General features: G+C 48.1%; 8 protein-coding genes and 1 riboswitch. Of the genes, 5 read left to right on the top strand and 3 right to left on the bottom strand.

Annotated elements, in window-relative coordinates; translation table 11 throughout:
• The coding region (locus ACWA6V_RS06940) for a putative urea ABC transporter substrate-binding protein (protein ID WP_449521794.1) at positions 1-764 on the bottom strand (764 nt) is incomplete at its 3' end.
• 70 nt (positions 765-834) lie between these two features.
• Positions 835-975, bottom strand: a riboswitch (guanidine-I (ykkC/yxkD leader).
• A gap of 526 nt (positions 976-1,501) precedes the next feature.
• On the opposite strand from ACWA6V_RS06940, the gene ACWA6V_RS06935 reads away from it, so the two are divergent.
• Together ACWA6V_RS06935 and ACWA6V_RS06930 are read left to right on the top strand one after the other, a co-directional pair.
• A complete protein-coding gene (locus tag ACWA6V_RS06935) occupies positions 1,502-3,931 on the top strand; it encodes a DUF1631 family protein (RefSeq protein ID WP_449521793.1) in 2,430 nt (809 codons plus the stop codon).
• Complete coding sequence (locus tag ACWA6V_RS06930; RefSeq protein ID WP_310075260.1) at positions 3,928-4,290, top strand: PilZ domain-containing protein; 363 nt, start codon at positions 3,928-3,930, stop codon at positions 4,288-4,290. Before ACWA6V_RS06935 ends, ACWA6V_RS06930 begins: the two co-directional genes overlap by 4 nt.
• An 8-nt stretch (positions 4,291-4,298) precedes the next feature.
• Here the strand turns inward: ACWA6V_RS06930 and ACWA6V_RS06925 are convergent, their stop codons facing one another.
• Together ACWA6V_RS06925 and ACWA6V_RS06920 are read right to left on the bottom strand one after the other, a co-directional pair.
• Entirely contained in the window at positions 4,299-5,357 is a 1,059-nt protein-coding gene (locus ACWA6V_RS06925; RefSeq protein ID WP_449521792.1) for a phospholipase A, read from the bottom strand.
• A 64-nt stretch (positions 5,358-5,421) separates the two neighbouring features.
• Positions 5,422-6,390 carry a hypothetical protein gene (locus tag ACWA6V_RS06920; protein WP_449521791.1) on the bottom strand — a complete coding sequence of 323 codons (969 nt, stop codon included), beginning with the start codon at positions 6,388-6,390 and terminating at the stop codon, positions 5,422-5,424.
• A gap of 249 nt (positions 6,391-6,639) precedes the next feature.
• Between ACWA6V_RS06920 and ACWA6V_RS06915 the strand changes: the two genes are divergently transcribed.
• From ACWA6V_RS06915 to ACWA6V_RS06905, 3 genes are all read left to right on the top strand, one after another.
• Positions 6,640-8,148: a tryptophan halogenase family protein gene (locus tag ACWA6V_RS06915; RefSeq protein ID WP_449521790.1), complete on the top strand. Its 1,509-nt coding sequence runs from the start codon at positions 6,640-6,642 to the stop codon at positions 8,146-8,148.
• Between the two features lie 368 nt (positions 8,149-8,516).
• Positions 8,517-10,883: a glycoside hydrolase family 95 protein gene (locus ACWA6V_RS06910; RefSeq protein WP_449521795.1), complete on the top strand. Its 2,367-nt coding sequence runs from the start codon at positions 8,517-8,519 to the stop codon at positions 10,881-10,883.
• Between the two features lie 38 nt (positions 10,884-10,921).
• On the top strand, positions 10,922-13,894 hold the full coding sequence (locus ACWA6V_RS06905; protein ID WP_449521789.1) for a TonB-dependent receptor: 2,973 nt from the start codon (positions 10,922-10,924) through the stop codon (positions 13,892-13,894).
• Positions 13,895-14,290: the final 396 nt, after the last annotated feature.

The following is a 14,290-nucleotide window of genomic DNA, read 5'->3' as shown; positions in this document are numbered from 1 at the left end:
GTTTTTGCAGCAGTGGCGGCTTTATCTGTACCGCTCATTACGCCCATGATTTCATACCAAGCGCCGACCAAGGCTTTTCCGAGAGCAGGATTCTTTTTGAGGGTTTCGGTATTGACGATCATCAAATCCATAATTTCACCGGGGATTTGTGATGAGTCGAATACTTTGGTGCTGTTAGGTTGTGCAAGGATTTCGCTTAACAGAGGATTCCAGGTGGTGACGGCGGTGACATCTTTGGTGCCGTAAACGGCCACCATATCGGCGTCAGAGGTGTTGACGACTTTGACATCGGATTCCTTCAGACCGACAGTTTCCAAACCGCGCGCAAGTAAGTAGTGGGATACGCTCAGTTCAACCAGATTGACTTGCTGGCCTTTAATGTCTTTGAGCGTTTTTCCGCCTTTGAGTACAACCCCATCGTTACCGTTGGAGAAGTCGCCCACGATTAATGCCGTTGAATCTACACCGCCAGCAGCAGGGATGGTGAGCGCATCCATATTGGTCATTACACAGCCATCAAATTGGCCTGCGGTGTATTGGTTGATGGATTCGACGTAATCATTAATTTGTACAACTTCGATTTCGATGCCGTATTTTTTTGCCCATTTATCGACAATTTTTTGCTCGGCGCCGTAGCCCCAAGGCATCCAGCCAACATAGATTGACCAGCAGACTTTGAATGGTTCGGCAGCACTGGCGCTGGCGGCGGAAAGGGAGAGTGTAATGGCCAGTAATACTTTTTTTAGGCGGGATTGACGCAACATGAATAACCTCCAGCGGTTTTGGTGACATCGGCGCAAGCAAATGGGAGCACTCTGGCGATTAGGCCATTCCATCTCCCGGGCTTTTATCCCGCCGTGTAACCTCAAGACAGTTGCGGGCGTTTAGCCTTTTGCCTGCCTTGGGAGGTCGGAAGCTCTCGGACCAGACATCGCTTGATCAGATCAAGTGACCGGAACCCTAGCCTCCTATTAACAAATTGTGTGTACAGATTTGTTGAATAGCTAAAACCACCCAGAGTGCGAATCAGTTATTACAGGATGGCTATCGCAATATGAGTGCCAATTTTTTAATTGCCTGATTTTGATAGGGATTTGGGAGTTTTATTGAGGGAAGCTATGCCTTTATGTGTTCCATGGTGGGGCGCGATGCTGTGCGTGCTGGATTATTTTGGTGCGCTGGGCGTGCGGTTGCTTAAGGAACACTTATCCAAATGTTGAAAAATCAGGAATTACCTATCTTTCAAACGGCTGGAAAGGCTTCTTTGCGGCGATTTGCGCAGATCGTGCTATTTTTAATCTAACTGTGAGCTAATAGTCTTATTGTCTGGAAGAAATCTCACAAGCTGTTAAGATTGTCGCTCAGGATAACCTATACAAAAGACTCACTCATCTAGTCTCTAGGTTCGCAGGCACTGATTCCAAGCGCAGTTGACGCGTATCCAGCTTGGTAATAATAGGCCCTAGGGAATATGAAATTCATGGAAAAACACGGAATAACTATGCATAACTCAGGCTTACCTGGTTCTGATATTAATAAGTCTTCTCCGTATTCTGCGGTAGCCATGTCAGAGCAATTGGTCATTCAATATTTAAAACATTGCCGCGATTTAACGCGTGGCTTTGCTTACCGCGTTTTTCCTAATTTTTGGCGGCAGTGGTGTAAGCAGGTGCTGGAAATTGCCGAGCAGGCTAAATCCAATAAAGACCAGATCGCCCTCTACGAAACTCAAAATTTACTAGCAGCAGTACAGCAAGCGGCTGAACAAGAGTTCTGCCAGCATCTGGCCAATGGTTTTGTAAAATTCAAGAATAAATCCCTCAATACCCTTACCGGCGAAGAGCGTTTTAGCGGCGATATTCTTTCGTTGGTGGAGCATTCAGATCTTGAAGAAACCATTGCTATTACCTCTATTACGCATCGCGCCGACAATTTTTTTGCCGAGCAGCTCTGGGCATTGCAACAGCGGCTGGCGTTGTTAAATGATGGCGAAAAGATTGATGAGCGCGCTAACCCTGCCAGCCCGGTACAATTTTGTGAATCGCTGCGCAAGCTGCTCGCCAATCTGGATATTGATGTCAAAACCAAAATCATCGGCTACAAGTTGTTCGATCAAGACGTGATTGGCATGCTCGATGGGCTTTACGATGAACTGAATGATTACCTGATCCGCCAAAACCTGTTGCCCAATCTCCGCTTTGTTCCCGCCAGTGATAGGCCGGTTGATCACAAAACGGATGAGGCGATGCAGGATGATCCCTTCGAGCGCAACGACGGGCCAGCTGACGAGCAGCAACAAGCCGAAGAAGAACAGCAGCATCAGCGCCGTGCGAGCGATAAATTGCTCAGTGGTGCGCTCAACCCCAATGATATCCAATACCAAAACAGCCTGTTGAACGCGATCCGCCTGTTGCAAACCCATGTGACCCAGGCATTGCCTGCAATCCAGGCTGCACAGTTTAATCCCCAAGCGGTAGTTGCTGGTCAGGCGGCGAATAGCCCAGTGATCAACCCCAATGGGGCAGTTGTGGCAACCCCTGCAGTGCCTACAGCATCGCCCGCTAATTTACAGGTCTACACTCAAAATCAATTGGTAAGTGTGCTGGAACAGATGCAAACCCAGGCATTCAGTGTGACCCAACAGGTGCTGGCCAACCATGAGTCCGGCCCTGTGCCAATTGCACCGCAAACGGTGGCCGAGGTTGGCCGCAAGATGATGGAGCAGATTGCCAGCGAAAACGAAAATGGCGCAGTAGAAGCGGGCGATATGCAGACCATTGACTTGGTCGGTATGCTGTTTGAGTACATGCTGTCTGATGATCACTTGCCCGATTCCGTCAAAGCATTGCTCAGTTATTTGCATACGCCGTTTCTGAAAATCGCTTTTATCGACAAGGGTTTTTTTGAGCAACCTGAGCACCCCGCGCGCGTGCTCCTCAACAGTCTCGCCGAAGCCGGTGTGCGCTGGGTAAGCAATGACGGCAGCGACCAATACGATATCTTTACCAAGATCAAAACCACGGTGTTCCGCCTGTTGCAGGAATTCAAGAATGATGTGCGCATCTTTGCAGAATTGCTGATTGAGTTTAATGCCTACACCCACAATGTGGCGCGGCGCCAGGAATTGATGGAGCGTCGCGCGCTGGAAAAAGCCCAGGGCGAAGAAAAACTGCGTGAAGCGAAAATTCAGGTGAATAACGAGGTGCGAGGCCGCACCGATAATCGCGATATGCCATCGGCGATATTGCTGTTGTTGTTGCAACCCTGGTCGGACTACCTGTCTTTTGTACTGCTGCGCTACGGCGATAAATCTGATAGCTGGAAGCGCGCTCTGCAAGTAATTGACGATTTGCTCTGGACGCTGGAACCCAAAACCAAGCAGCCGGACAAAGTAAAACAAATGGAGCTGCAGGATGGGCTGCTCGCCTCCCTTGAGCGCGGTTTTGAAACTATTGGTTACGAACAAGCCAAGGGTCGCAAGCTGTTGGATGCGGTTGTCTCGCTCCAGCGCATGGCATTGTTAAGCCGTAAAGCCGAGCCTGCACCTGCGCCCATGCGTACGAAGTTGGAATCTTTGGCGGCAGAAAAAGCCGGACATACTGTGGCGCAGCTGCAGCCGGTATTGCCGGAAGAGGCCAAGATTGTTGATAGCTTAAAGATGGTGGAGTTTGGTACCTGGTTTGAATTTGATGGCGGCAAGCGCCTGAAGGTGGCCTGGTACAATAAAAAGACCCAGCACTATATGTTGGTCGATCAGCAGGGGCGCAAGGTGTCGCTCGCTGCTGGCCTGCAATTGGCGCGCGATATGCTCGCCGGCCGCGCCAAGATTATCGCGGGCAGCACCAAACCGTTTTTTGAGCGCGCCTTGGAAAACATTTATCACACCCTCAATGAACGAGCCGATACTCTTAAAACCGGTAAAGCATCATGACCCACAACTGCTCACGTGAACACGATAGGGAGTTGGAGCGCCATACGATCAATGGCGATGTTGATGTGTACGATAACCTGCGCGACCAATACATCGGTCGTCTGGTCAATATTCACACTCAGGGATTAATGATTGTTGGCGACGTCGCCATGGAGGAGGATCGCCTTTACACCCTGGATTTGCATGTGCCGGAACCTGTTAATGGGCAGATGGTGATCCAGCTGGGTGCTGATTGCCTCTGGGCGCGCGATGCGGATTTGTCGGGTAAACACTGGACCGGATTTTCGATTATTGATGTATCGCCGCAGGCAACTGAATCCATCCGCACACTTGTGGATTTGTTGGGTGAGGCTTATTAACCTTGCCCTTAAAACAAATCGGTAAACACAATACCCAGTGCAAACACTTCCATATCGGTGTTGTAATCAATCAGGCTATGGCCGTAGCCGTTAAAGTATTTCAGCTGTCCGCGCAAATTGGAGCTGATCGGAAAGCTCCAGCCCAGCTCTAACGCCCCTTTATTGTCCGCATGCAAATTGTTACGCAGCATAATGCTGTAGATGTCGTCGCGGTGTTGATAGGCGCCGTTAAGTTCAAAATTACCCATGTAATCAGTGATGTCCGGGTTGTCGTCACCATCCGGATCGCCGGGATACTCTTGCTCTGGCTCAGGAATGCGGTACCAGGGGTTGAGTGCGAAGGCAAAATTGCCACGCTCGAAGACCGTGTTCAGCATCACCCGGTTCCAACTGCGTGATAACAACCCACCTTGGCCATTGGATTGATGGTTCAGCACGACCTCGTTAAGCGCATTGCGAAACCCCAATATTTCCCAGTCATTGGAAAAGCTTAAAATCAATTCGGGCTGGTGGTCTGTCTCGCGGAAGGGTGCGGAATCTTTGTCGCTATACACCTGCCAGAGTGAGTGGTTGGTGTAGCCGAGGTAAAGATGGCCATTGTCGCCAAACAGGTCTTCACGCAGCAGAATCTTGATACTGAGTTGGAAGTCCACCTCCGTCTTGCTGAGGTCAAGCAGCGGTGATTCATCCTCCCTTTGGTAGGGATCGGTGTTGGGATGCTCGGTAAAGCTTAAGGGGAACAAATAGTTGCGTTTATGCGGCGTAAGCACAAAACGGCTGGAGCGGTTGAGCGCCTCTAGAGTCATGCGTTTTTGCAGTACCCAGTTGGCTTCTTGCTTCTCGTCCACTACCGGCGTTTCAATCACTCCCTGGCGCTGCTCGTGCAGCAGCAGGCAGGCCTGTTTTAATTCCGCTACCGTCATGGATTCTGCAGCACCCACCACTGAGGTTTGCAAGCAGTGGTTCATGGCTTCAGTACTGAGTTCAATAGTTGGCGCTGTGGTGTCGGCAGCGAGTGCAGACAAAGGGATAGAGGCAAATACCCCAATTAACCAGAGTTGACGCATAAAGGTTCCCTAAAATAGACAGAGCCCATTGTAGGGAGTGAGACCCAAGAGGCAAGTACTTTGATTAGTAGGATTGTACCCAGACTTCGATATCCTGCTCATGCCACTGGGTGAGGAGTTGCACACCTTCATCCACGACCTTCAAATACACATCGATAATATCGGTCGCCAGACTGAACAGGCGGCTACTGTCGGTGTTGATTTGATGCGCATTCACCACATCGCTCTCCACCATCGACAGTAAAAACTCCAGCTTGATCTCATAACTTTTGAGTTGGCCAAGCAGGCTCAGATCGCTGTCGAGCAGGCCTTCAAGGCGTTTGGTCTGGTGGCGCAGCTTCTCGTTGTTTACCCGTGTACATTGGATGACGTAGCGCAGTTTGCTGGCGAAATCTTTGTCGCAGTAGCCGAGTGCCGAGGCGTAGGTCGCCAGCGCACGAATACGGCCAATCTGCTCCGCCTCTGCCGGCATCAGGCGGGTCGCAAAATGCAGCACCTCAAGGTATTTAAAGCGGTTGGGATAGAGTGTTTCATCGGCGTGGATAACCTTAGGTTCGACCATCTCCGGCATGGATTGGGAGGTAGGTTGTTCCAGTTGTTTACCCAGTGCCGCCACCATGCTCAGCAGCTGTTCGATAAGATGGCAGTGCAGTTCGTAGTTATCGATCACCGCATCTTCCTGCCAATCGCGGCTGATTGTTAGCCAGGCATTGCTCAGATTTTCCTGGTCGCGCGGGCTGAGCAAGGCAGAGCTGCGAGCGGAAAATGCTTGCAGCAACTCCAGCCGACGTTCCAGTTGAACCTGCAAATGTGAAAGTTCATCGCGGAATTGCTGGTTGCCCCCGAGGGTGCCCATGGTCATACCGCGATGGCGCTGTACCGCCTTGATCATATGGATCAGCTGCTTCGCGAGCGTCAGTGCATCCAACCGCTGGTGATAAAGGTCGCAGAAGTGTGCAAATTGGCTTGAGCCTTTGCCGCGAGATGGTGCAACAGGGGTTGCGCCCTGTCTGTTGATGGTGCTTGCTGCCATTCTTTGCTTTACTCCAAATACCTGAAAACGCGGGTTTGGGTGCAGTTGATGCGCTTGTCTGGCGCGTTCTATTGCATCACCCGTTATCGACTTAAGACTACAGCAACAGCTATGCCAGACCACCCTGATGCTTTCTGCATAGGCAGTTACATTTCATTAATATATGATAAATGAGGCTAGTGATATTGAATCGCACGCCATATTTATTTGTTAATAACAATGATAACTACGCAGTAATTGGAGTTTTTGATGACCGCTAAGCCTGTAAAAAAGATCCTGATTGTTGGTGGTGGTACTGCGGGTTGGATGACAGCCGCCGCCTTGGCGCGTTGGTTGGAAAAGGTGGATATTCAAGTCACGCTGATTGAATCTGAACTCATTGGCACCATCGGCGTGGGTGAGGCAACTGTGCCAGGCATCCACCAATTCATCAAAGATTTGGCTATTAAGGAAAGCGAGTTTATCAAGGCGACTAATGCGACTTTTAAGTTGGGTATTAAGTTTGAACATTGGTCGGGTATGGATAAACATTTTTTCCATCCATTTGCTGGTTACGGCGTGCAAATTGAAGATCGCCCTTTTTATAAAACCTGGTGGTCGGCAAAAAATCAGGGCTATACAGAAGGGCTAGATAAATTTTGCCTGTGCACACAATTGGCTCAAGCAGGAAAATTTGCGCAGCCCAGTTTTGACGAAAATAGTCGCTTGGCCTGGTACAACTACGCTTACCATTTTGATGCGTCGCTATTTGCAAAATTTTTACGTGGTTATGCAGAGCAGCGAAATGTGAAACGTATTGAAGGCAAAATCAATCACGTGCAAGTAGATGCAAGCAGCGGCTTTATCCAGTCAGTTTCGATGGAATCCGGGCAGGTAGTCGAGGCCGATTTATTTGTGGATTGCACCGGTATGCCGGCATTGCTGATCGGTAAAACACTCTGCGTTGGCTATGAAGATTGGAGTCACTGGTTACCCTGTGACAGCGCTCTGGCAGTGCAGACCAATAGTGTGGTGGAGCCAGATCCTTTTACTCGCTCATCGGCGCGCACGGCCGGGTGGCAGTGGCATATTCCGCTGCAACATCGTGTGGGCAATGGCTATGTTTACTCCAGTCAATTTATTTCCCATGAACAAGCGCGCGAAGAATTGTTAAATAATTTAACTGGCGAATGCGTGACTGATCCAAAACTGATTCGTTTCACCACGGGAATGCGCAACGATTTTTGGTCCAAAAATTGTGTCGCGATTGGTTTGTCGAGTGGATTTTTAGAACCGCTCGAATCGACCAGCATTTCGCTGATCCAAACCGGCATCAACAAATTAACCAGCTTTCTGGTGAATTTTGAAATTGATGAAAAACACGTTGCCGAGGCTAATCGCCTGAATCGTTTGGAATACGAACGCATCCGCGATTTTATTATTCTGCATTACAAATTAAATGGCCGCTCCAATCCGTTTTGGCAACATGTCAGGGCGATGCCAATCCCCGCAACCCTCGAAGAAAAAATGGTGGCGTTCAGGGATTCTGGCAATATCAAAATGTTAGAACAAGAGTCATTCAAAGAGGATAGTTGGGTGAGTATGTATTATGGTTTCGGCTTGCAACCTCATGCACCGGCGCCGTTAACCGATCCCGAAAAAATCCAGGCGATCATGAATAAAATGAAAAGCGCTGTTGCAAAAGGCGTGCAGCTCGCTCCTTCCCATGCAGAATTTATCCAAACCATTGGCACTCCCCAAAACGATACTTCCCGATAAAACGACATACCCTAATCAGCACCTTCGCACCGATCCTGATTTCTTAGGGCTGTTCTGGCCAACACTTGTCCCCACTTACGGGCGGCAAGTGTGCCCTCATTTTTGCCTTTTCATATGCTTACAGAGCTCCGCTCCGGCCTTAATTGGCAACTGACAGGTGACGTCTTAATCGTGGTTGTTTCCTTTTGTAGCAAGTGTTTTGCGCTATTTGATGTCATAGGTAATAAATCTTGCACGTATAAAAACATTGGCTTAACATTGGGCGTAATAGTCATATATACCATATTAAAGCCATGACAATCTCTTGCAGAACCACAACATCTAGCGAGCGTATCAGCTCCACTTTGGCGCACAGCATTTATGCTGTGATGCTGATGTTGTGCTTGTTTGTTTCACATCGTGTATCTGCAGCCGTTCCTTTATCGATCTGGTTTGATCAACCCGCCAGTGATTGGGAGCGCGAAGGTCTGCCGATTGGCAATGGCGCTATGGGCGCAGTCATTGCCGGTGGTGTGCAGCGCGACCTTATCCAATTCAATGAAAAAACCTTATGGACCGGCGGCCCGGGTGCAGCAGGTTATGATTTTGGTTGGCCGGAACAACCGCAAACGGCAGCCCTGAACCAAGTCCGAAAAACCATCGCCACTGATGGCGCTATAGCGCCGGAAGCGGCCGCAAAATTGATGGGACGCAAAGTCACGGCATACGGTGATTACCAAACCTTCGGCGATCTGGTTTTAGACTTTGCTGGAAATGACAGCGATGTCACTCATTACAAGCGCGAACTCTCGCTTGCCGATGCACAAGTTAAGGTGACCTACGCGCAGGGCGGTGTGAATTACAAGCGTGAATATTTGGCGAGTTATCCCGCCGGTGTGATTGCGATAAAACTCAGCGCCGATCAACCGGGAAAAATATCTTTCACTGCTGGTGTCAGCACACCAGACAATCGATCGCTTATCACCCATGTTAATCAAGGTCGCATTACTGCTGCAGGTAAATTAAACAGCAACGGTTTGCAGTTTGAAGCGCAAGTACAACTGCTTAATCAGGGTGGTGCGCTGGAAATAATTGATAACAAAAAAATCCGCGTTGCTAATGCCGATTCGGTTGTGATTTTGTTGGCGGCAGGCACCGACTACAAACAGCAGTATCCACAGTATCGCGGCGCAAATCCGCATACACAATTACAGCAGCGTATCGATGCTGCAGCAGCAAAAAAATTTACTCAATTACAAGCGGAACATCGCACTGATTACCAAGCCTTATTTAACCGTGTGGATTTAACCATTGGCCAGGCAGCGCTTGAACAACCAACACCGGCATTGCTCGCACAGTATAAAAAAGGCAATCCAATCCTCGACCGTACACTGGAAGCAACCTATTTCCAATTCGGCCGCTACTTATTGATTGCCTCATCGCGTGCCGGTTCACTGCCAGCGAACTTGCAAGGTGTGTGGAATAACTCCATCACGCCGCCATGGAACGACGACTACCACGTAAATATCAATTTACAAATGAATTACTGGTTGGCAGAAACCGCCAACTTACCGGAACTGATGACACCTTATTTTGATTTTGTCGATAGCTTGGTTAAGCCGGGAACAATCGCCGCGCAAAAAATTACCGGTGTCAATCAAGGTTGGACACTTTTTTTAAATACCAATATCTGGGGCTTTACCGGTGTGATCGAATGGCCCACGGCTTTTTGGCAACCGGAAGCTTCCGCTTGGTTAGCGCAACACTATTACGAACACTATTTATTTTCGGGTGATGAGAAATTCCTGCGCGAGCGCGCCTATCCACTCATGAAAAGTGCGGCCGAATTTTGGTTGGCTTTTTTAATAAAAGATCCGCGCGACGGCAAGTTAATTGTCTCACCCAGTTTCTCTCCCGAACAGGGCAACTTCACCAACGGCGCTGCCATGAGCCAACAGATTGTATTTGATTTGTTGCGCAATACCCACGATGCAGCTGAAATTCTGGGCGATAAAAAATTCACTCAACAAGTAGCGAAAAAATTAGCCCAGCTCGACAGCGGTATCCGTATCGGCTCTTGGGGTCAATTACAAGAGTGGAAAGAAGATATTGACGATCCTAAAAATGATCACCGCCATATCTCCCATCTATTTGCTCTGCATCCCGGCAACCAAATTAATGCTCATAAAAATCCTGAATTATTGCAAGCGGCGCGCACCACACTTAACGCACGCGGCGACGGCGGCACTGGTTGGTCACAAGCCTGGAAAGTCAATATGTGGGCGCGCGCGCTCGACGGTAATCGCGCGCACAAAGTATTGGGCGAACAATTGCAGCGCAGCACACTCAGCAATTTATGGGACAACCATCCCCCCTTCCAAATTGATGGCAACTTTGGCGCAACCGCAGGCATTGTGGAAATGCTGCTGCAAAGCCACAACGGCGAATTGCATTTATTGCCTGCACTGCCAGCAGCTTGGCCTACCGGATCCGTCACCGGTTTGCGCGCGCGCGGCGGTATTACCATCGATATGAGTTGGGCAGATGGGCAATTAATTTCTGCACAAATTCACACAGTTAAAAGTGGAAAAATGTATTTAAGAACCGGGTTGATGTCAGAAAAATATTCTCTGACATTAGCGCAGGGTGGTACAGCCGTGGCACTGAAACGCAAGGGCACAAGTGGGAGTTTTATGGCACAGGGAGGAAGCACATATCTCTTAAAACGTTGGTCAATAGAAAACAGCGAGAGATAGCGTTAGGGGTAGTTCAATTATTCTAACTGGAGAACATCATGACAACTAACAATAAACATGTAATTAAAAAGCAGTTCCTGAAAAAACAATTGCCAATGTACATCAAAATGGCATCGAGCCTTTCGCTCGTCGTTGGTGCGATGGGCATGGGTTCCTATGCTTTTGCACAAGAGCCAGAAGCCGATGAGCAGGTTGAAGAAGTAATCGTAAGCGGACAGCGTGCGAGTATTCAATCAGCGCAAGATGTTAAACGAAATTCCAATGTGGTTGTGGACTCAATCGTTGCTGAAGATATTGGCAAGTTACCAGATCGCAGCGTAACTGAAGCACTGCAGCGTGTTCCCGGTGTAACCGTAGGCCGCTACACCAATAACGATGCCGAGCATCCTGCTGCTGAAGGTAGCGGTGTTGCCGTGCGTGGTTTGTCGCAAGTTCGTGCGGAATTAAATGGTCGTGATGTGTTCTCTGCCGCTAGTGGCCGTGGTCTCAGCTTTGAAGACGTACCGGCCGAATTGATGTATGCGGTTGATACTTACAAAAGTCCATCGGCCGATATGATCGAAGGTGGTTTGGGCGGCACAGTGAATTTGCGTACCCGTATGCCATTTGATGCTGATGGTCAGCAAATTAGCTTGTCTGCAAAAGCAAACCAAGGCGATCAATTAAAAGAAACCAATGGCGAATACTCAGGCTTATATAGTAATCGTTGGGAAACCAGTGCAGGTGAATTCGGTATTTTGGTTAACGCTTCGACTTCGGAATTAGCGAGCCGTTCAGATCAGGTATACAGTCGTGCATTTTTGCCTCGTGACATTAATGGCGATGATGTTTGGGTTTCCAAAGGTGTGGATTGGCGTCGCAACGATTATGCAAGTACTCGTGAAGGTGGTTACCTCGCTTTGCAGTGGGCACCTAATGACTCCACTGAACTCTACTTCACCGCATTCCAAAGCAAACACGATACTGTTTACGACGAAAACGCATTCTTCCTGGAAGGGGCAAATGGCGACCAAGCTTTGATGCCTACTGCTGCTGATGATTGGGTCTATGATGCCAACGGCGCAATGCAATCAGGTACTGTGACCGTTTCCAATCCTACGCTATGGGGTTTGGATTTTGGTACCAGCACACGGTTGGCTAATAATGTATCTACTTCCAATCATTACTCAACAGCCATTAATTGGTCACCGGACGATCATTGGAAATTCTCTGCCGATTTGCAATACGTGAGAGCAGAAGCCGATCAAGATGATTACACCTTGGGTTTGAAAGTGATCCCGGAAGAAGCCTATATGGATGGTATAGGTACCGAGACTCCATCAATCCTGCTTGATCCGGAATACATGGCAGATTTCTCAAATTACAGCCTTGGCCAAGAAATGACTCACTTCGAGCGCAATGAAGCTGAAGCGAAAACGGGTCGTTTTGATGCCGAATATGATTTTGATGGTGCAGTCATCAAATCGGTTAAAGCGGGCATGAGATATTCTGAAAAAACGGCAGATAATATTGATACCGGGTATGACTGGAATACTCGTTATGCAACCTGGTTCACCAAGTTGGATTGGAGCGGTTACGATAAAACCAATTTGCCGCGTGTTACTGCTAATGAGGCATCTACGTATCTGAATTTATATTCCTTCGGTGATTTCCAACGAGGAGATGTTGCTGTCCCTGCTGCAGGTTATTTGTATTCCAGTGCAGCGGTAAAAGATTTCATCGCAACAACCACTGCAATTAATGGTGATCGTGCAACTACCTGTGCGAATTACCAGTCTTGGATTTGTGATTCTATTTATCCGGATACTAACCGGTTAGAAAATCCAGGTTATGTTAATACGCAGGAGGAAACCACGACTGCCGCTTATGCAATGGTTAACTACGGCTTTGACGACCTGGCTATGCCAATTGATGGTAACGTTGGTGTACGCGTAGTTCAGACTGACAGTGTGGCGGTAGGTAGTTTAGTTGTTAATGAGTTAGCTGCCTTGGGAATTCCCTCATCCACAGAAGAGTTTGAAGCAAAAACGAACAAGACCCATGTGTTGCCCAGTTTTAACTTGAGACTGCAAGCAACTGATGATCTTTTTATTCGTTTTGCAGCGTCTAAAGCAATATGGGCCCCATCATTCAAAGACAAGCAAGCCAAGATTACACTTGCGAACTCAGTTAAAGATGGCGTTACAACGGCTACCAGTCTCAATGATTACAATTTCACTCTAACTCAAGATACCAACCCGTATTTGGAGCCAATGACGGCCAATCAATTTGACCTTTCCGCAGAATGGTATTTTGATAAAAGCGGTGGCATGGCTCATGTTGCAGTGTTCAAAAAGGACGTTAAAGGTTTCTTCCGTCGTGGTGTAACTCCATTCACATTTGATGCGGCAGGTGCAACAGTAACTGGTGAAGCAACATGGCTGGGTAATATTGGCTCCGGAGACATCAACGGATTGGAAATAGGTGTGAGCAAATTCTTTGATTCATTACCTGCACCATTTGATGGATTGGGAGTACAAGCAAACTACACTTACATTGATAGTAAAGCTGATATTCCTTTAATCACCCAGCCTCAAACGGGTGATACTCATGCAGGAGCATCTCCTCTTGATACTGATCGCTCCACATACGGTCAAATGCCTGTGGATCAGTTGTCAAAAAATGCATTCAACCTTGTTGGTATGTATGAAAAAGATGGCTTCTCTGCGCGCTTGGCTTATTCATGGCGCAGCAAGTATCTGATCACTTGGGGTGGTAATGGATTTGATCCAGACTTTAATGATGGCGCTGGTGGCAAGGCGCGTTTGCCTGTTTATAACGATGACTACGGCCAACTAGACGCATCTGTCAGCTACACCTTCCTTGATAACTACACGGTTACAGCAGAGGCCACTAACTTGCTGAAAGAGAAAACCGTTGGGATTATGGATCAAAATGCTGCCGGCGATCATGTCGCATATTCCTATGCACAAGATGCTCGGTTCGCTGTAGGTATTCGTGCCAAGTTTTAATGAGTTGTGACGCTAGAGCCTTGCTCCGAAAGGGGCAAGGTTTTTTCATTTTTGTTGCACCAAATTCATTAGTAAATGTTATGTAAGCAAGGGTAAAAACTTCAAGACATGCTCACTTATACGGGAAATATTTCCGGTTTTATCAGATAATAAGTCTCCCCTGATTTTTTAGCCAATATCTAGCTGCAAAAAATATAACGAGAAATCACTACAGGTCTTACTTATGTCAAACACGTTTTTAATTAAAAAAAACTGGCATCGAATTGGCGCACTATTGAGTGTGATGTTTTTCTCTGTCATCACTCAGGCGGCAGAATTGCCGCAGCTGGTGACCAAAAATAGTCGCCACACGCTTATGGTGGATGGTGCACCCTATTTAATGCTCGGAGCGCAAAC

The organism is Cellvibrio sp., assembly GCF_053579595.1.
This window is presented reverse-complemented; position numbering and strand designations above follow the sequence as displayed.